Source organism: Nonomuraea sp. K271 (assembly GCF_009908215.1).
GTDB lineage: Bacteria > Actinomycetota > Actinomycetes > Streptosporangiales > Streptosporangiaceae > Nonomuraea > Nonomuraea longispora.
In genome coordinates, this window is the sequence record NZ_JAAAHR010000182.1 from 1 (window position 1) to 18,746 (window position 18,746).

Consider the following 18,746-nt stretch of genomic DNA (forward strand, 5'->3'; position numbering starts at 1 on the left):
GTGCTGGGCCGGACGGGCGGGGGCGCGTCGCTCACGGTGCCCGCCGGTGTCGACGGCGTGGTCGGCGAGGTCGGCGTGGTCGGCGTAGGCTCCGGCGTGCTCACCTCGGGGGAGGGCGCCGGCTCCTTCTTCGTGATCGCGCTCTCCGGTGCGCCGGGGTCGGTCGTGGCCGGCGTGATCCGGGTGACCTGCGCCTGCAGGACGGGCTTGTCCTCGGCGGCGTTGACCAGCAGCACGATCGTGGTGGCCAGCACGCCGACGGCGGTGGCGCCGATGGCCAGCTTGGCGGGCAGCGTACGCAGGAGGCGCGACGGGTCGCGGAAGCGGGTCTCGGCCAGCGCCGTGCTCGTCGTGGCCGGCTCGTCGAGCTCGGCCGGGAAGAGCAGCACCAGCGTGCCCGCCAGGGCGGCCAGGCGGCGGCGTCCGCGCTCCTCCCAGTCGGGACCGTACGCCCCGCCCGCGACGGCCTCCAACTCGGCCAGGAACGCCTCGGCCGACGACGGGCGCCCGGCCGGATCCTTGGCCAGGCCGCGTTCGACCAGGCCGCGCAGGTGCTCGGGCACGTCTCCGAGCGGCGGAACGGCGCTCTGGTGCTGGCGGGCCAGCGCGGCCAGGTTGGCCGCGCGGAAGGGACGGGCGCCGGTCAGGCACTCGAAGAAGACGACGGCGGCCGCGTAGACGTCGGTGGCGGGCCCCGCGGTCGTACCCGACCACTGCTCAGGGGCCATGTACGGAGGTGTGCCCGCGGGGCTCGCGCCCTGGCCCGTCCTGACCGCGATGCCGAAGTCGACCAGCTTGCGGTGCCGTCGCCCTGCACCATGACGTTCTCGGGTTTGAAGTCGCGGTGGACGACGCCGACCGCGTGCGCCGAGGCCAGGCCCTTGAGGGAGCCCTTGAGCACGGTCAGGGCCGCCTCGGGGCCCGTGGGGCCCTCGGACCTGATGAGCTCGCGCAACGAGACGCCGTTGATGAGCTCCATGATGATCGCCGCGCCCTGGCCGCTCTCGACGTAGTCGATCAGACGGGCGTGGTAGGCGCTCTGGAGCGTGGCGAGCAGCCTGGCCTCGTGCCGGAACCTGGCCACGAACCCCACGTCGGAGCGGAGCTCGTCGCTGAGGTATTTGATGGCCACCTCGACGCCGTCGTAGTCGCGGCGGGCCAGAACCACGTGACCCGCGGCGCCCGCTCCGAGCTCGCGAACCGCGGTATAGCCAGGGACCCCCCACTGACCATCACCATGCATAGCGGTCTCCTCCGGAGTCGTGCGGGCCCCACCCTCATCAAACGGTCCGTAGCTTAACCAGAGGGAACCACAATCCCGCTACTGATATCGCCAGATGTCGGCATTGTCACCTGATGGTGCCAGGGGACTCCGGGCGCGGGCTGTGGCTTGGCTGGTCATCCGGCTCTTCCTTGGGACATTCCGGTGTGCTGCCGGAGGCGGTGGAGCCCCCGTTGCCCGCCGCCGGCACGGTGACGGCCGTCACCGTCCACGTCGAGCCGCAACCCAGCTCGACCGGGAGACGCAGGGTCCTCGTGTACGAGGTGGCGCCCGACAGCGTGACCGTCCGCGTGCCCAGGCGTTCGCCCCCGGCCGCGAACGCGACGGTGAGGCGTACCCGCTGGGCGTCCGACGTCGTCACCGCGACCGTCGCGGCCAGGGCGCCGCCGGACACGGCGGCCCGCCGCACCGACACCCGCGTCACGGACGGAGGGCACGAGACCGTGGTCCGCGCGGTGGCCGTCCTGCCGCCCGCGCGCACGGTCACCGACAGCGTCGCGCCGCACGGGCGCGACCGGAAGGGGTGAGCGAGCGAGCGGGCGTACGAGGTCCGGCCCGACAGGTTCGCGGAGCGGGTGGCGACCTGGTCCCCGTTGACCGCGAACTCGGCCCGTACGGGGATCTCCGCCGTGCCGCTCGCGCGCAGCCGCAACCGGGCGGTCGCCGTGCGGCCCGGCGCGGCCGGCAGGCCTAGCGAGACGCGCAGCCCCGTCACCTCGGTCGGGCAGGGCGGCAGGGCCAGCGTGCCCGATCCGGCGCCGCCGGCCGCGGCGGGCGACGTGGTGACGCCCAGCCGTAGCGTGCCGCCGCACGCACGCTCTCCCATGGCCCAGGTGAGCGTGCGGGTGTACGACGTGGCGCCGCTCAGGCGTACCCGCTGGACCCGGCCGTCCGTGCCGGGGGCCCGCCAGGTCGCGACGGCCACGACGGGCTCGGTGCCGCTGGTACGCAGGGAAACCGTGGCCCGGGCGAGCCCCTTCTCGTCCACCGCGAGGCCGCCCACGCCCACCCGCAGCACCGAGGTCGCAGGTGTGGGGGTGTCCCCGGCGTCGGTGGTCGGATCCGAGCTTGGTACGGGGGTCGTGGTCGTGCCGGGACTCCGTACGGGCGCCAGGGACGGGCCGGGAGTCCGGGCCGGCGGGGTGGCGCCGGGCGTGCGCGCCGGGCCGGTGGTCGCGCGCCGCGGGGCGGCGCTCTCCTCGGGGTCCGCGTCCGCCGGGCTCGTCGGTGGGCCGCTGGACGTCGGGTCGCCGGACGTCGGGCCGGGCGTGCTCTCGGGCGGCGTGCCCGGGACGCCTTCGGTGGGTGTCCCCGTCGAGGGCGTGGACTCAGGGCCGCCGCCGGGCGTCTCCGGCGGGCCCGAGACCGGTCCCGTCGAGAGCTCCGTCGGCGGCACCGCGGCCGCCGCGCCGATCGGGTCAGGTGGCGACGGCTGCCGGTTGAGCAGCACGACCGCCACGGTCACGGCCACCGCCACGGCCACGCCGGCGGTCACGACCACGCGGAGCGCCTTCGACCGCGTGCCCCGTAACACCTTCAGGCGGGTCGCCCGCGAGCCCGTCCCGCGCAGCACGCGGGTCGTTTCGGAGCCCGTCTCGCGGAACACCGTCCTGGCCAGCGACGTGCCGACCTCGGGAACGGGCGTCTCAGGCCGGGGCAGCAGCAGGGCGAGCAGCGCGACGAGCGCCGCCAGCCGCCGCCTGCCGCGCTCCTCCCAGTCGTCCCCGTACGCCGCCCTGGCGGTGGCCTCCACCTCGGCCACGAACGCCGACGCGCTCACCGGCCGCAGCGCCGGGTCCTTGGCCAGGCCGCGGGTGATCAGCCCGCGCACCGGCTCGGGAACGTCGTGGGCGGGCACCGGGGCGTACAGGTGCTGGTAGCCCAGGACGCTGGGCTCGGTGGACCGGTACGGCCTGTGCCCGGTGAGGCATTCGAAGAAGACGGCCGTGGCCGCGTACACGTCGGTCGCGGGGGAGGCGGGCCGCGCCTCCCACAACTCGGGCGCCATGTAGGGAGGCGTGCCCTCGGCACGCGCGACCGTGCCCTGACGCACCGCGATGCCGAAGTCGACGAGTTTGCTCACCCCGTCGTCGCGGACGATCACGTTCTCCGGCTTGTAGTCCCGGTGCACGAGGCCGAGCGCGTGCGCCTTGGCCAGGCCGAGCAGCGAGCCCTTCAGCACGACGAGCGCCGCCTCCGGCCCGGTCGTGCCGTTCTCGCGCATCAGCGCCCGCAACGAGACGCCGTTGACGAGCTCCATCACGATGGCCGCGCCGTGCGGGTCCTGGACGTACTCCCACAACGTCGCGATGTGCGGGTCGCGCAGCGTGATCAGCAGCCGCGCCTCCGACTGGAACCTGGCCAGCGCGGCGGGATCGTGCAGCAGCCGCGAGGAGAGGTATTTGATCGCGACCTCGACGCCCGTCTCGTCGTGGACGGCCAGCGCGACCCGCCCGCCGGCCCCCTCCCCGAGCTGCTTGACCTCGGTGTATCCGGGAGCGCTCCACCGCATATGCCTCTCCCATCAGGATGGCCCACCTGATGAGACGTCTGATCAAGGAGTCAGGTTTTCCAGGTGTGCCTGCTTTATGGAACTACTCCCGGGAGAGAACGTGAACGGGGGTGGCGATACCTTCTGGGAGTACCGGATCGGGCTCCGGTTCACCGTAGGACGTGACGATGGGCACCACCCCGGCCCACACGGGCAGTTCGTAGTCCTCCTCCTCGTCCTTCGGCGCGCCCCGCCGGATCTTGACCGACGCCTCCTCCAGCGACAGCGCGAGCACGCTCGTGGCGACCAGTTCCTTGCGCGAGGGCCGCCGGGCGTAGTCCCACTGGCCGGGCGCGAGATGTTCGGACAGCGCCCGCAGCGCCTCCATGCGCTCGTCGGGGTCCGTCACGAGCCGGGGCCGGCCGTAGATGATCGCCGAGCGGTAGTTGAAGGAGTGGTTGAAGATCGAGCGGGCGAGCACGATGCCGTCGAGGTGCGTCACCGTCACGCACACCTCGCTCCCGTCGCCGGCTCGCAGGGAGCGCGCGCCGGTGGAACCGTGCAGGTAGAGGGTGTCGCCGATGCGCCCGTAGCCGGTCGGCACCACCATGGGGTGGCCGTCGACGACCACGCCCAGGTGGCACACCAGAGCGGTGTCCAGCACCTCGTAGAGGTCGTTCCTGTCGGTGCTGCCGCGCTCCTTGGCGCGGCCGAGCCTGGTGCGTGAAGTGGTGGAGAGCATGGTTCGACCGTACGGGCGAAGTGGACCTATCCTGTAGGGCCACTATCGGCCCCTTCGTAGAGACCACTTTCGCCTGTGCACACTCCGCCGTCCACCGTGGGCCGCCGACCGCAGCCCAGCGCCCGCACACACGTCGACCTGCCCGTATCCCTTTCACGCGACTCGGTGGAGCCGCTCACGGCGCAGCTGGCCGGCTGGCTGCGCCGTGCCATGCTCGACGGCGCCCTCGCGCCCGGTGAGCGACTGCCGTCCACGCGGGCGCTCGCGGTCCAGCTGGAGGTGAGCAGGACCGTGGTCACCGAGGCCTACCAGCAGCTGTACGCCGAGGGCTGGCTGGACGGGCGGCACGGCTCCGGCACGTACGTGGCGGACATGGACATGCCGCGCCGCCCCCGCAAGCGGCCGTCACAGGAGGCGCGCGTGCCCCCCGAGCCGCCGCGCGCGGCCGGCGTGATCGACCTCACGCCGGGCCGGCCCTGGGTGCGCGACCACGACCGGGCGGCGTGGAAGCGGGCCTGGCGCAAGGCGGCCGACCTGCCGCCAGGGGAATCGCCCGACCCCTACGGCCTGCCGCGGCTCCGTGAACTGCTCGCCGACCACCTGCGCCGGTCCAGGGGAGTGGCCGTCGGCCCCGAGAACGTCCTGGTCACCCGGGGCACCGGCAACGGCCTCGACCTGTGCTCGCTGGCGCTGCTCGGCGCGGGCGCCAGGGCGGGCGTCGAGGATCCCGGCTACCACGTGGCCCGCACGGTCTTCGCGGCCAGGGGCGCGGAGGTGGTGCCGTGCCCGGTGGACGCCGACGGCGTCGTCGTCGACGGACTTCCCCGTGACCTCCGCGTGCTCTACACCACGCCCGCCCACCAGTACCCGCTGGGCGGCCGGCTGCCGATCCCGCGCAGGGAACGCCTCCTGGCCTGGGCCAGGAACACCGGCGCGACGATCGTCGAGGACGACTACGACGCCGAGTTCCGTTACGACGTGGCCCCGCTGCCCGCCCTCTACGGCCTCGACCCCGAGCGGGTGGTGCTCCTGGGAACGCTCTCCAAGACCCTCACACCTGACGTCGGAGTCGGCTGGCTCGTCGGCGACCCCGCGCTCGTCGACCGCGTCGCCGGGCTGCGCCTCTCGGTGGCCGACCGCACCAGCGGCCCCGTGCAGCAGGCCGTCGCCACCCTCCTGGAGCGCGGCGACCTCGACCGGCACCTGCGCAGGATGCGCCTCGAGTACGCGCGCCGCCGCGCACTGGTCGTCGAGCTGCTCGGGCCCGTCTGCGGGCTGCGCGGCGACACGGCGGGGTTGCACGTGCTGGCCGAGCTGCCCGAGGCCGTCGCGCCCGCCGTCGTCGAACGGGCCAGGAAGAACGGCGTCCTGGTCGACTCCATCGAGCCCCACCACCACGGCCGTCCCCGCCTGCACGGCCTGGTCATCGGCTACGGCTCGGCCTCGTACGCCGACCTCCGGCGCGGCTGCCACATCCTGGCCGATCTGATCAGGCGGCTGACGGGCTGACAGGGCGGTCCGGAGGCCGCAGGCGGCTGAGGACGGGGAGGGCGCGGGCGGCATGCAGAGGATCGACGGGCAGCACGTTCGCGGCCCACCAGCGGGCGGGACCGGGGTGCGGCGACGCCTCGGCGAAGGCGGGGGCGTAGTCGTCGTAGGGCGGGTCGTACAGGTAACCCGTCGCCACCCCGTGCCGCTCCAACTCGGCGATGGCCGCGTCCCTGTCGCGCACCAGCAGGGGCACGCGGAACAGCGGCTGGTCCAGATGGTCGAGCACGGCGGGCGCGACCGTGGGCAGCTCGGCCAGCCGCCGGACGCCCGCCAGGCGTCGCGCCCGCGTGCGGGGGACCTGGGCCACCCGTCTCGACTGGTACCAGCGGACGAGGTGGCCCCGGCGGCGGCGGTAGTCGTGCAGGTCGGCGCGGACCCAGGGGTCGAACGGCGGCAGCGCGGGCGCCTGCTTGAGCGCCAGCCGCAGCCCCTCGGGGTCGAGCGGGATGCGGTAACCGTCGCGCGGCTCGTGCAAACCGAGGGCCCGGGAGAGGGCGAGCGCGGGGCGTACGAGGTTGGTGCGGAGCGCCACGTGGCGGGCCGCGGACGTGGTGACGCTCATCAGGTCGGCACGCAGGGAGCCCGGGGCCAGCAGGAGGTCGCGGGCGCGCGTCAGCGCCTCCAGGTCGGACCTGTCCTCCACGGCGAGCACGCCGCCCGAGCCGGCCCCCGCGTGCTTGGAGAGGCTGAAGACGCCCGCCTGGCCGAACGTCCCCAGCGGCCGGCCGTCGACGTGGCTCTCCAGGGCGTGGGCCACGTCCTCGATGAGGACCTTGCCGGTGAGGGCGGAGACGCGGTCGGGCAGGCCGTACAGGTTGGTAGTCAGGACGGCGTCCACACCGTCGAGATCGAGCCGTGAGACGTCGATGTTGCCGTCACGGGCGGAGAGCGGCGCGATCACCGGCCGCAGCCCGGCCGCCAGCACCAGGAACAGGATCTCGTCGGCCGAGATGGGCGACATGAGCAGTCGTTGACCGGGCAGGCACCAGTGGCGTAACGCCAGATAGAGGCCGAGCCGGTTGGAAGGAAGCGACAGACAGTGACGGCCCGTGCGCTCTGCGATCAAATTCATCCTTGTAGGACAGTACGCAGCTTTCCATAGGTTTTCAACGCCTTGTCGGCCGTCTTGAGCAAGATCGGGTTGGCCATCACCGCGGCGCGTGTCCTGCGCGCGGGCACCCGCAACAGCCAGTGCACCCCCGCCGACGCGCCGGCCCTGGCCACGCGCCCCTCGGCCACCTGCAACTCGCCGGTCTTCAGCTTGTCTTTGTACTCCTTCTGGCCCCGGCCCATGTCGATGACGCGGATGCCGGACCCGGCGGCGCGCTCGGCCATCGCCAGGTGGTGGATGAGGCCAGGGGAGTATTTGGCGAAGCGCGGGTCGTAGGCGGGGAACCAGCCGACCAGCGTGGTGCTCGTGCGCAGCCCGAAGTGCCCGGCCACCGGCTGGTCGTCGGCGTAGACCATGTCGAGCACCCCGGCGAAGCTGTCCGACCGGGTGGCCAGCAGCCGCTCGACCAGCTCCACGATCCACCGCTGGGAGAAGCGGTCGGTGCGGCCCGTGCGGCGGTATTGGTCGGTCTTCCAGCCGAGCAGCGTGCGCAGCGGCACCACGTCGGCGGTCGCGTAGTCGTGGCGGATCTTCCCGGCCTCGCGTTCCAGCTTGCGCGCCTTGGCCAGAGTTGTTTTGTACGTCTTGCCAGAGTGCTGCCTCAGGAACTCGGTGTAGCGCTCGTAGCCCTCGCTCAGGTCGATGATCGGCGACGGGTGCCGCTCGTGCCGGGAGTCGAGCAGCGGCTGCCCGGCCACCAGGTGGTCGAACTCGTAGACCGACAACCCGCAGTTCTTGATCAGCCGGCGGGGGTCGAGCTCGAGGTCCTTGACGTGGACGATGCCCTGCGCGTCGGTGAGCCCGGCGGCCACGGGCTTGCCGATGCCCAGCGGATGCCGCTCGAAGGGGAAGAACCCGACGATCTCCGGGCCGTCGTGCAGCACGGCCACGCGGACGACGTCGCGTACCTCGCCCACCGTGATCGTGAACTCGGGCGACAGGAACGGATTGTCGAAGACGGTGCCGGGCTCCTGCAGGCTCCGCCACCGATCGATCTCGGGCTCTCCCAGCTCACGAGGCAGGGCAAGGGTGACGCGCATGGTCTCCTACTGTGTGCTGCCACTCTCTGTCCAGCGTCTGGGCAGACGTATACCCCCCAGGGTAAAGGATCTCAGCTCTTGGCGGATCGCCCCTGCTCTGGAACGTTACGCAACTCTCAGCTGGCATTCAGCACCGAATGAGGTTCTAATGTGTGTTCATGACCGTACCTGGCATCGACCATCCCAGCCTGGTCGCGTGGATGGGCCGGAACGTGCCCGACGCCGGCGAGCCCCTGTCCGTCTCGCTGATCCCGGGTGGACGGTCGAACCTGACGTATCTGGTCGAGGCCCGCGACCGCCGGCTGGTTCTGCGCCGGCCGCCGCTCGGTCACGTGCTGCCCACCGCCCACGACATGCGGCGCGAGTTCCGGGTCATCTCGGCGCTCGCGCCGACGCCCGTGCCGGTGCCGGGACCTGTAGCGTTCTGCGCCGACGAGGACGTGCTCGGGGCGCCGTTCTACCTCATGGAGCACGTGCCGGGCGTCGCCGTGCGGACCAGGGAAGAGCTCGGCGAGCACACGCCTGAGCAGGCGCGGCGGCTGTCGGAGCGGCTGGCCGAGGTGCTGGCCGCCATCCACGCCGTCGACTACCGCGAGGTCGGGCTGGCCGGCTTCGGGCGGCCGGAGGGTTACCTGGCCAGGCAGCTCGACCGGTGGGGCCAGCAGTGGGAGCGCTCGAAGACGGCGGAGTCGCCGGAGTACGACCGGCTCGTCGGCCGGTTGCGTGAGCGGCTGCCCGCCGAGTCGGCCGGCACGCTGGTGCACGGCGACTACCGGCTCGACAACACGCTGATCACGATGGGGGAGCTCGAGATCGCGGCCGTGGTCGACTGGGAGATGTCCACCCTCGGTGATCCGCTGGCCGACCTGGGGCTCACGCTGACGTACTGGCACGACGCCGGGGACGACGAGCGGGCGGGGATCCCGGTGGCGGGCGACGTGACGGTGGCGCCCGGGTTCATGAACGCGGCCGAGTTCGCGAGCCACTACATCAAGGCATCAGGTCGGGATATTTCGGATCTCGGGTTCTATGTGGCCTTCGGCAACTTCAAGCTGGCGGTCATCGTGGAGGGTATCCACGCCCGCTTCCGGCAAGGTAAGACCGTGGGAGAGGGATTCGACCGCATCGGCTCCGCCGTACCCACGCTGATCGCTCGCGCCCACCGCATGCTCGACCAGCACTGACCGCCCCGAGCCCGGCAGACCCTGAGACGCTCGACCAGCCTGGACCCACGGTTCCGACCCCGCAAGGAGCGCCATGAGCACAGTTGCACTGATCACCGGAGCGGCCAGTGGGATCGGAGCCGCCGTGGCACGCCGACTGGCGGCCGGCGGGGTCAAATGCGTGCTCGTCGACCGCGACGGCGAGGGCGCGGAACGCCTGGGCAAGGAGGTCGGCGGCGTCTGGCTGGAGGCCGACGTCAGCCACGAGGAGGCCTCGCTCGAGGCCGTCGCGCTGGCCGAGCGGCAGTACGGCCGGCTCGACCTGGTCCACCTCAACGCCGGCGTCAGCGGGCGGGTGGACCTGGCCGACTTCGACGCCGAACGTTACCGACAGGTGGTCGGCGTGAACGTGGACGGCGTCGTCTTCGGCGTCCGGGCCGGCGTCCCGCTCCTCGCCCGTTCCGGCGGCGGCGCCATCGTGGCGACCGCGTCGCTGGCCGGGCTCGTGGCCTTCTCCGGCGACCCCGTCTACACGATGACCAAGCACGCCGTGGTCGGCCTCGTCAGGGCGCTGGCCGAGCCGCTGGCCGCCCGGAACATCCGCATCGGCGCCGTGTGCCCCGGCTTCACCGACACGCCGCTGGTCGCCGAAACACGAGAGATGTTCGTCAACGCCGGCTTCCCGCTGCTCACCGCCGACGACGTGGCCGCCGCCGTCGAGTCCGCCTTCTACGCGGAGACCCCGGGCACCCTGCTCATCGTCCAGCCCGGTAGGCAGCCGGTCCCCTACCGCTATGCCGGGGTGCCCGGCCCGGCCGGCGGTCAGCGGCCACCGCGTGCTGCCGACGAATAGCGATTTGTGAGCGAGACGATTAGCCTCATCAGGCCGGTGCTGCGTCCGGCCTTTCTGTATGGTCGCCCCTTGCAGGGCACGTCTGGATGAGGAGCGTTCAGTGATTCCGACCGATGGCCGTCATGCGCGCCGACGATCGCCGTGGCCGATCGCCCTTGGAGCAGGCATCCTCGCGGTCGTCCTCGTGGCGGGCATCATGGTCTACGCCTCACTCACGTCCGGGGAGCGCAGCGAGTTCAGCGGCGCCGAGGTCGCCACGACGGTGCCCAGCGAGCCGGCACCCAAGCTGGACAAGCCGCCCGCGCTGGCCAACTGGCCGCGCTGGGGCGTCACGCACACGCAATACAGTGTCGACAACGAGCCCGAGCAGGTCCAGGACCAGGCCAAGGGCCTGCTCGGCCGGGTGCCGATGGTGCAGAACCAGCACATCATGGGCTGGGGAGTCGGCAACCCCGAGCCGAGCCCGGGGCAGGTCAACTTCCGCGACCTCGACCGGCGGCTGACCTTCATCGCGTCGTCGCGAGGGATGCCGGTGATCACGCTGTGCTGCGCGCCCGACTGGATGAAGGGCGGCAAGGCCGGGCGCACCGACTGGAGCAAGAACCACACCGTCGCCCCCGAGCCCGAGCACTACGACGACTTCGCCGAGCTCGCCGTCAAGGTCGCCAAGCAGTATCCGACCGTCAAGCACTACATGGTCTGGAACGAGTTCAAGGGCTTCTGGGACCCGACCACCAACAAGTGGGACGCCAAGGCGTACACCGAGCTGTACAACAAGGTCTACACGGCCTTGAAGAAGGTGAGCGGCGACATCAAGGTCGGCGGCCCGTACGTCCCGATCGAGAGCAACGCGAACCCCCAGGAGCCCTCCGAGCTCACCGGCCCCTGGGGAAGCGTCGACCAGCGCGCGCTCGACGCGATCCAGTACTGGATCGACAACAAGCAGGGCGCCGACTTCATCGTGGTCGACGGCGCGTCGATGACCACCGACAAAGACAACATCCCCGACGACTTCGGCGCCCAGGCGAAGTTCAGCGCCATCACCTCGTGGCTGCGGCAGAAGAGCGGCGACCTGCCGGTGTGGTGGGCGGAGTGGTACGTCGAGCCGGAGAACTCCGGCTGGAGCGAGGAGCAGCGCACGGCGGTGCAGGCGACGGCGCTGATGGAGTTCGCCACGAGCGGCGTCACCACGGCGCTGTACTGGAACCCACAGCAGAAGGACGAAAACGGGTGCCCAGGCTGCCTGTGGGCGCCGAGAGAGGGCGGCGAGATGCCGATGGCCGGCCTGCTGAGCGGGTTCACCAAGTGGTTCCCCGCCGGGGTCGAGGTCACCAAGGTCCCCACCTCCGACCAGCGGATCAGAGCCATCGGCCAGGAGCGCCAGGTCGTCATGGTGAACACGTCCGGCGAAGCGGTCAACGCGACCGTCGACGGCAAGCGGGTCAGTCTGCGGCCGTACGAGATCAAGTGGGCCGGCCGGGGCATGTGAGCACCGGACGACAGCACGCCCACCGGATGGCCGTCGCTACCGCGTCGTGGCCCCCCACCAGCGCGGGTGCGGTGAGACCGACGTGCCGCCGCGGGTGACCGGCTGACACGATCGGCAACGCGGCAGCCACTCGACCGGCCCGCCGAGCCACGAGCGGCTGAAGCGGACCGGCCGGTGGAGCGACAGCGGCGCCGGACCCACGGCGGCGCACGTCGTCAGGACCTCCCGGGGAACAGCAGCACGGCGTGGGTTCCCCGGGATTTCAGTTGTTCTGCGCGATGTAGATGAAGCGTTCGATGACCACCGCGATGGCCACCACGAACGCCGGAACCGCCAGGAACAACAGGCGTTTACGCGCCTTGCGCGCCCGGTTGGGGCCGTTCAGGCGGATGATCTCATAGCCGAACAGCGCCACCCAGGTCACGACCAGCGCCCCGATGCCCACCGGCGTCCACGGCGAGGTGGGGTCGCCGCGGCCCTTGTAGGGGTGTGGCTCGGGGATCTCGGTCCCCCTGACGAACTTCTTCCAGGTGTAGAGCGCCGCGTCGTCGTTGGAGTACACCCGTTTCAGATGGGGCGAGGCGTCCAGCGCCGCGCGGAACTTCTCCCCCCAGTCCACCGGATAACCCTCGTTGAGCTGCAGGTAACTCACCTGGCCGGTGCTCACCATCAGGTACGAGTTACGTGGCTGCCCCTGCAGCGCCTTCACCGCGTCGGTGATCTTCGTCGGGTCCTTGTGCACGAGCGCCTGCTCGTTGAAGGCGACCAACTCGACGTCCCGCTCGCCCCACGGCAGGGTCGGCGTGACCTCCGGCCCCAGCTTGGGCACCAGATAAAGCACCCTGGCGCTGGGCTTGTCGTGGTCGTAGACGTAGTGCAGGGCCGCCACCTCGCCGGTGGTGACCCGCTCGAACTTCTCGTTGCCGTACCTCGCCAGCAGGAACGCCATCGCGAACACCACCGCGAAGCACGCCGCGAGCACGACCGAGATCTTCCTGGTCAGCTCGGGGTTGAAGCGCACGTTCCGCTTACGCAGCGGCACGGTCTCCTCGCGTACGTCCGCGCTGTCGGCCGGCAGGTTGGGGAAGAACGCGTACGCGGCCAGCAGGCACGCACCGGGCAGCGCGAACATGTAGATGCGCAGCCCGATCTCGCCGCCGTAGCTCTGCAGGCCCAGAGCCAGCACGGGCACGCAGAGCAGGACCAGCGCCGACCTGTCGAACACCCCGCGCCGCAGCCGCCGGAACAACCCGGCCGCCGCCAGCCCGAGGATCACCACCAGGATGCCGAGCCGGGCCTGCAACACCATCGCGTGGGCGGGGTCGGTGCCCTCGATCCGGTCGCCGGTGTTGCTGCGCAGGTTGGACAGGACGTTGCCCAGCCCACCGAAGATCGTGTCGATCTGGCTGGCCCAGAAGCCGACCGTCATGTAGCTGATCCAGGCCGCCACCACGAGCCCGAGGAAGAACGGCAGCCCCCATGTCAGCGACGTACGCTTGACCAGTAGGAACGCCGTCACCACACCGAGCATCATGAACGGCGTGATCTGGTGCGAGGCCACCGACGCGATGAAGAGCGCCAGCAACATCATGAGCATGAGCAGCTTGTCGGCCCGGTAGGTGCCGGTGTTGGCCAGCTCGCCCGGCGTCATGGCGTCGAGCCTGCCGAGCAGCTTGCGCAGGCCCTTGGGCGCGATCGGCCGGGTCCGGGGCTCGACCCGCCCGAACCATCGCAGCAGGATCGCCACGAACGCCAGATACAGGGCGAACGTGAAGCCCTGCGGCGAGAAGTAGTCCTGCCCGATCCACTGCACCAGCACGAACAGCAGCGCCGCGAACCACCGCGCCCGCGTGGTCGCCACCACCTGGCGCAGGATCAGCACGAACGGGAGCAAGTAGAGCAGGTTCGACAGGAGCGGCGTCCACTGCAGGATCGTCGTCATGTCGCTGATGCCGGCGGCCTTCGTCACGAACGCGAACAACGCGAAGAAACCCGGCCAGCCCATGCGGGCGTCGATGCTGATCGCCGTCTCGCCCGTCCTGCTGATGAACTCCACGAAACCCGCATGGATGTACGCCGTGGGGAAACGCGGCTCACTCGCCACCAGCGACCCGACGCCGTGCAGCGCGAACGCGATGGCGGCGATCTGGAACAACAGCAGGAACTTGCGGTCGGTGCTCTGGGCGACCGTGACGAAGAACGACACGATCATGATCAGGATCGCGAGGAACGCGGTGACCGGCAGCGCCGAGATCAGCCCGAGACCGTCGATGTCCGCCGGGTCCACACCACGCAGCGGCCCCGGGGAGACCTTGACGGCGAGGATGAACATGAGCAGGCCCTCAAGGACCAGCACCACGGGCAACCACCGGGGCGCGCTGGCGATCAGCGCGCTGACGCGGGCCCGCAACGCCTGCGGTTGCGCCGTCGCCCGCACCTGAGCGATCGGCCCTCCGGCCGGCCCCTGGGGTCCCTCCAGCGCCACACCTACGGGCCCCTGCGGCGGCGCCCCGACGGGCGGCGCACCCACGCCCGCGGGCGGCGCTCCGGCGCCGGCGTGGGGGCCTCCCGCCGCGGGGGGCACTGCGACGTTCGGGTTGGTGGCGCGGGAGTCATCCTCGGTGCCCGGTTTCCCGCCGAGCGCCCCGGACCACGTCCCACCGGGCGGTTGCGCATGCCCGGCCGGCTGCGGGCCGCTCGCGGATCTCGAGTCGTTACCGGTCTGAGCACCGCCGGCCGGTTGCTGCGCGTCGGCGGAAGAACCCCCGCCCTGCGCGGTGTGGGCCGAGCCGCTCGCCGGCTGCGGATGGACCGTCTGGGGCCCGCTCGCCGGCTGCGGTCGGACGGTCTGGGGTCCGCTGGCTTGTCCGGTCCCGGTTGCACTGGCCTGGCCGGTCCCGCCTTCGCCGGCCTGGCCGGTCCCGGTTGTGCTGCTCTGTCCGCGCGCGGCCGAGTTGCTGTGTTCGCGTCCGGCGGTGCCGGCTTGCTCGCGCCCGGTAGCCGCCGCGCCAGTGCCGACCTGCCCGATCGCGCGCGTCTTCTCGCTGTCGCCGACTTGCCGCGTTGCGCTGGGTTCGCCGCGTCCGCCGGCGGGTGCGCCTGTGCTTGCCCTGCCGCTGCCGCTGCCGGCGTCACCCTGTGACCTACCGGTGCCCTGCGACGTGCCGGAAGTTCGCGACGTGGCGGTGCCCTGAGGACCGCCGGGCGGCGGGGTCGGACCGCCGGATGGCTTGCCCTCGGACGGTCGTGTGCCGGTGCCGGGCTTCGTCTTGCCGGACGTCTTCGAGCCGCTGGCGGGTTTCGTACCGCCGGAGGGTTGAGCGGTGGCGGCGGCCCGCGCCGCGCCGTACGGTCGCGATCCCACGGACGGCCGCGCACCACCGGCCGGTTTCGTCTCTCCGGACGCCTGGGAACCTCCCGGCGGTTGCGAGGAACCGCCGGATGCCTGCGATCCCGCCGACGGCTCCGATGAACCGCCGGACGGTTGCGACGAACCGCCGGTCGCCTTGGAGCCCCCGGACGGTTGCGATCCACCGGGCCCCGCAGAACCGCCGGACCCCGGAGAAGCACTGGACTCCGCAGAGCCGCCGGACTCCGGAGAAGGGGCGGACTCCGGAGAAGGGGCGGACTCCGGAGAAGCACCCGGAGGTTGTGGGTCGCCCTTGCCCGACGCCGGTGGCACCGGGAGGCGGATGGCCGTGGTGCGGTCGGGGCCGGGATCGGCGGTGGTCTCGGCGGCCTCCGCCTCGCTCTCCTCAGACGTGCCGGAGCCCTCACCAGGGGGCTCGAACGTCAGCTTCGGGATGATCCCGGTAGCTTCCGGATCGAAGGGCACGTCTGAGTCCTCCTTGTCCCCGCGCGCGTCCGGGGAGCCCGTGGTCCCCGGTGTCGTCACGCCATCGCTGTCCCGTTGCCTCGCGTTGACCATCATGCGGTCCTGGACGACCCCTGAGTGACAGCCGGTCGACCTGTATCGCCGAATCCGAGAATCTTACGCAGATTTCCGAAGATCAACAGCGCCATGAGCAGTTCGCTGGCCAGCAGCCCGTATCCCACCGCGTTCACCCCGGCGAAGGGGAACAGCGCGAGCGTGGAGACCAGCACCAGGACGGCCAGCCCGATCTGGACGACGGCCAGCGTGCGCGCCCTGCTCTGGGCCCGCAGCGCGCTCAGATAAACCTCGATCAGCACCCGGGGCAGCACGGCGAGCGCCATGAGCCGCAGCAGCGTCGTGCCCTCCTCGGCGAAGGCGGACCCGAAGACGGTCAGGATGAGCGGCGCACCGGCGATCGCCACCGTGATGATGGGTACGACGATCATGAAGGCCCGCCGCAACGCCCGCCGGCAGTTCTCCGCCAGCTGGGACCGGTCGAAGGAGCCCTCGACGGTCAGCGACACCGCCATGTTCATGGCCAGCAGTTCGATCATGCTGGCCAGGGTGTGCGCCATCGAGAAACGCCCGAACGTGGCCTCGCCCACCTGGGTGGCGATGACCACGGGCACCAGGTAGACGATGGCCAGGATCGACAGCGTCCCGGGGAAGTCGCCGGCCAGGAACCTTCCAATCTCGCGCAGACGAGGGGGCTGCTGCTCCGCGCCGGCCTGCCTGGTGTGCCGGGGCACCACGACGCCGAAGATCAGGAAGTTGATCGGGATCAGGGCGAGCGCAGTCGGGATGACCCAGGAGGCGAAGATGCCGCCCGTGGGCAGCGCGCCGGCGAGCGCCACCAGCAGGCCCATCTTGACCAGGCCGAAGATGAGGTTGTTCAACGGTACGAACGGCGCCCTGCGCAGGCCGGTCAGTACGACGTCCTGGAGGGTGAAGACGGCCCACACCACCACGGACGCCAGGAAGAACAGTCCGGGCCCGAACCCGGCGAGCACGGAGTAGGTCTCGCCCCACAGCGGCAGCGTCAGCAGGAAGCCGACCGCCGCGACCCCGCCCGTGGCGGCGGCCAGGCCGTACCCGCGCAGGATGAGCTCGGGCGTGCGGCGGCCGGCCACCGGCAGGTAGCGGGCGAGCGCACCGACGAACCCGAGCGCGACCAGCGACGCGAACAACCGCATCGCGGTGATCACCGCCTGGCCGCGGCCGAACTCCTCGGGGGAGTAGTAGTGGGCGGCCAGCAGCCAGTAGCCCATGCCGAGCACGCCGGTGATGACCGTGTTCGCCATGAGCGCGTAACCCTGCCGGAAGAGCGGGTTGCGCAGGTCGACGAGGATCCGTCCCCAGACCCTAGACATTGCCGCGCACCCGCTGCAGCCCGTACCTCGTCCTGCGCACGACGGCGTACCCCTTGGTGAGGATGCGCTCGCGCATGTAGATGAGAGGTACGGCGGTGCCTTCGACGGCGCGCTTGAACATGTTGATGGTCGTGCCCTTGCCGACCGTCAACCGGGGGATGGCCAGCATGTCGTGCCGGTCCGCGGCGATCGTGTTGCTGACGGCGCAGGCGGCGAAATAGCCGGCCTTGCGCACCTCACGGCGTACGCGGGCGCTGGAGTAGCCGTAGGGGTAGGCCATGGTGGCGACCGGCGCGCCGATCTTCTCCTCCAGCAGGCCCTTGTTCCTGCGCAGCTCCTGACGCAGGTCCTCGATGCGGAGCTGGTCGAGCTGGGGGTGGCTGTGGCTGTGGCCGCCGATCTCGATGCCGGTCTGCGCGGCTTCGCGGGCCTGCCCCCAGGACAGCATGCCGTCCAGGGGCCTGCCCGCCGCGTCCTTGCCCGCATCGGACACCCAGCCGCTGGTCAGGAAGACCGTGGCAGGGAAGTTGTAGCGTTCGAGCAGCGGCAGCGCGTGGCTGTGGAAGTCGGCGTAGCCGTCGTCGAAGGTCACCACGATCGGCTTGTCGGGCATGGATCGGCCGTTGTTCTTGTTGAGTGAGGCCACCAGGTCGCCCAGCGTGAGCGGGGTGAAGCCGCGCTCCGACAGGTAGGCCAGCTGCTCGGCGAGGTCGGAGGGCCGCACCGAGTGCGGCCGCGTCTCGTCGTTGGGGCTGTCGGTGACCGAGTGGTACATCAGGATCGGGACACGGATCATGAGCGCGCCGCCTTCAGTCGTGCCGTGCCCACCACGTAGCCCCAGGTCGTCCAGGCCAGCCCGATGACGATCGCGGCGGCCCTGCCGAGCCCTCCGACGTCGCCCCGCAGGGCCTCGCCGATCCCGCGCAGCGCGCCGAGCGGCAGTGTCTTGATCGCGTGCGCCCGCTCGCTGGCCAGCCCGTCCTGGGTGCCGACCTCCTGCGTCACCAGGGCCTTCGACAGGCCCTCCGCGTAGCATCTGGACCGGAAGTAGGCGAAGCCCTCGCGCTGCTTCGACACCTTGTGCCCGATCACCGCGCGCGGCTCGAACAGCATGACGGAGCCGGGTTTGCGCTGGGTGAGCCGGATGCAGAACTCGGTCTCCTCGCAGCCCAACGGGCGCGACCTGCGACCCTGGACGCTGCGCCCGATGCCGCTGTGGAAGCCGCCCACCTCGGACACGACGTCGCGCAGGAAGGCGGCGTTGCCGCCCATCACGTTGCGGATCGGCGCCCTGACCGCGGGCATGCCGCGGTAGGTGCAGCCGACCGTCCAGTCGAACTCGTACGGGAACCACCGCGGCCGCCTGCCGGACGCCCACAGGGGGTCGGTGCGACCGCCCACGCCCACCACGCCGGATTCCTGGAAGCCCTCCTCCAAAGCTTCCAGCCATCCGGCATCGGCGACGGCGTCGTCGTCGAGGAACGCGATGATCTCACCGTTGGCCGTGGCCACGCCGGTGTTCTTGCCTCCGGACAACCCCTGCTCGTGCGTGTTCTCCACCACGATGGCCTGTGGATATTCGCGTTTGAGCTTGAGGTGCAGGTCGGGGTTGTGGTCGACCACCAGGATCAGCTCGTGGGCCGGGCGGGTCTGGTTCTCGACCGACTCGACTGCCTGCCTGATGTCCTCCCACCGGTCCTCGGTGTAGACGCAGATGACAACAGACGTGTTCACAACGGTCCTTTTTATGCGACGCCTCGGTCAGCGGCAGGGGCGGCGG

Annotated in this window: 12 protein-coding genes and 1 pseudogene; 4 read left to right on the plus strand and 9 right to left on the minus strand. The window is 71.3% G+C overall.

Annotated elements, in window-relative coordinates; genetic code table 11:
* From GUY59_RS39555 to GUY59_RS39565, 3 genes and pseudogenes are all read right to left on the minus strand, one after another.
* Window positions 1-1,243: pseudogene (locus GUY59_RS39555) on the minus strand (serine/threonine-protein kinase); the annotation flags it as partial.
* A 106-nt stretch (window positions 1,244-1,349) separates the two neighbouring features.
* Window positions 1,350-3,794, minus strand: coding sequence for a serine/threonine protein kinase (locus GUY59_RS39560; RefSeq protein ID WP_138206782.1), 2,445 nt, complete (start codon window positions 3,792-3,794; stop codon window positions 1,350-1,352).
* 82 nt (window positions 3,795-3,876) lie between these two features.
* Window positions 3,877-4,515 carry a pyridoxamine 5'-phosphate oxidase family protein gene (locus tag GUY59_RS39565; RefSeq protein WP_138206780.1) on the minus strand — a complete coding sequence of 213 codons (639 nt, stop codon included), beginning with the start codon at window positions 4,513-4,515 and terminating at the stop codon, window positions 3,877-3,879.
* A gap of 165 nt (window positions 4,516-4,680) precedes the next feature.
* Between GUY59_RS39565 and pdxR the strand changes: the two genes are divergently transcribed.
* A complete protein-coding gene (gene pdxR, locus GUY59_RS39570) occupies window positions 4,681-6,024 on the plus strand; it encodes a MocR-like pyridoxine biosynthesis transcription factor PdxR (RefSeq protein ID WP_289514329.1) in 1,344 nt (447 codons plus the stop codon).
* On the opposite strand, the gene GUY59_RS39575 is transcribed toward pdxR, so the two are convergent.
* Together GUY59_RS39575 and GUY59_RS39580 are read right to left on the minus strand one after the other, a co-directional pair.
* The gene (locus GUY59_RS39575; protein WP_138206778.1) at window positions 6,005-7,138 is read right to left on the minus strand and encodes a DegT/DnrJ/EryC1/StrS family aminotransferase; all 1,134 of its coding nucleotides are present in this window, start codon (window positions 7,136-7,138) and stop codon (window positions 6,005-6,007) included. The two genes, pdxR and GUY59_RS39575, sit on opposite strands and share 20 nt — an antisense overlap.
* On the minus strand, window positions 7,135-8,217 hold the full coding sequence (locus GUY59_RS39580; protein ID WP_171055571.1) for a GNAT family N-acetyltransferase: 1,083 nt from the start codon (window positions 8,215-8,217) through the stop codon (window positions 7,135-7,137). Before GUY59_RS39580 ends, GUY59_RS39575 begins: the two co-directional genes overlap by 4 nt.
* 158 nt (window positions 8,218-8,375) lie before the next feature.
* Here GUY59_RS39580 and GUY59_RS39585 point away from each other — a divergent pair, with 158 nt between their 5' ends.
* The 3 genes from GUY59_RS39585 (at window position 8,376) to GUY59_RS39595 (ending at window position 11,722) form a co-directional block, all read left to right on the plus strand.
* Entirely contained in the window at window positions 8,376-9,401 is a 1,026-nt protein-coding gene (locus GUY59_RS39585) for a phosphotransferase family protein (RefSeq protein WP_138206776.1), read from the plus strand.
* Between the two features lie 73 nt (window positions 9,402-9,474).
* The gene (locus GUY59_RS39590) at window positions 9,475-10,233 is read left to right on the plus strand and encodes an SDR family oxidoreductase (RefSeq protein WP_138206774.1); all 759 of its coding nucleotides are present in this window, start codon (window positions 9,475-9,477) and stop codon (window positions 10,231-10,233) included.
* A gap of 100 nt (window positions 10,234-10,333) precedes the next feature.
* Entirely contained in the window at window positions 10,334-11,722 is a 1,389-nt protein-coding gene (locus tag GUY59_RS39595) for a xylan 1,4-beta-xylosidase (RefSeq protein ID WP_236667947.1), read from the plus strand.
* 262 nt (window positions 11,723-11,984) lie between these two features.
* Here the strand turns inward: GUY59_RS39595 and GUY59_RS39600 are convergent, their stop codons facing one another.
* The 4 genes from GUY59_RS39600 to GUY59_RS39615 form a co-directional block, all read right to left on the minus strand.
* Window positions 11,985-14,207, minus strand: coding sequence for a hypothetical protein (locus tag GUY59_RS39600; protein WP_138206770.1), 2,223 nt, complete (start codon window positions 14,205-14,207; stop codon window positions 11,985-11,987).
* A 1,442-nt stretch (window positions 14,208-15,649) separates the two neighbouring features.
* A complete protein-coding gene (locus GUY59_RS39605; RefSeq protein ID WP_138206768.1) occupies window positions 15,650-16,966 on the minus strand; it encodes a lipopolysaccharide biosynthesis protein in 1,317 nt (438 codons plus the stop codon).
* Window positions 16,959-17,762: a polysaccharide deacetylase family protein gene (locus GUY59_RS39610; RefSeq protein WP_132330525.1), complete on the minus strand. Its 804-nt coding sequence runs from the start codon at window positions 17,760-17,762 to the stop codon at window positions 16,959-16,961. Before GUY59_RS39610 ends, GUY59_RS39605 begins: the two co-directional genes overlap by 8 nt.
* Window positions 17,759-18,700 carry a glycosyltransferase family 2 protein gene (locus GUY59_RS39615; protein ID WP_132330527.1) on the minus strand — a complete coding sequence of 314 codons (942 nt, stop codon included), beginning with the start codon at window positions 18,698-18,700 and terminating at the stop codon, window positions 17,759-17,761. Before GUY59_RS39615 ends, GUY59_RS39610 begins: the two co-directional genes overlap by 4 nt.
* Between the last annotated feature and the right edge of the window lie 46 nt (window positions 18,701-18,746).

Bases quoted from the DNA above. Each gene is read 5' to 3' on its own strand.
- GUY59_RS39580 (WP_171055571.1), bottom strand. From the start codon at position 8,217: ATGCGCGTCACCCTTGCCCTGCCTCGTGAGCTGGGAGAGCCCGAGATC.
- GUY59_RS39575 (WP_138206778.1), bottom strand. From the start codon at position 7,138: ATGAATTTGATCGCAGAGCGCACGGGCCGTCACTGTCTGTCGCTTCCT.
- GUY59_RS39585 (WP_138206776.1), top strand. From the start codon at position 8,376: ATGACCGTACCTGGCATCGACCATCCCAGCCTGGTCGCGTGGATGGGC.
- GUY59_RS39605 (WP_138206768.1), bottom strand. From the start codon at position 16,966: ATGTCTAGGGTCTGGGGACGGATCCTCGTCGACCTGCGCAACCCGCTC.
- GUY59_RS39560 (WP_138206782.1), bottom strand. From the start codon at position 3,794: ATGCGGTGGAGCGCTCCCGGATACACCGAGGTCAAGCAGCTCGGGGAG.
- GUY59_RS39590 (WP_138206774.1), top strand. From the start codon at position 9,475: ATGAGCACAGTTGCACTGATCACCGGAGCGGCCAGTGGGATCGGAGCC.
- GUY59_RS39565 (WP_138206780.1), bottom strand. From the start codon at position 4,515: ATGCTCTCCACCACTTCACGCACCAGGCTCGGCCGCGCCAAGGAGCGC.
- GUY59_RS39610 (WP_132330525.1), bottom strand. From the start codon at position 17,762: ATGATCCGTGTCCCGATCCTGATGTACCACTCGGTCACCGACAGCCCC.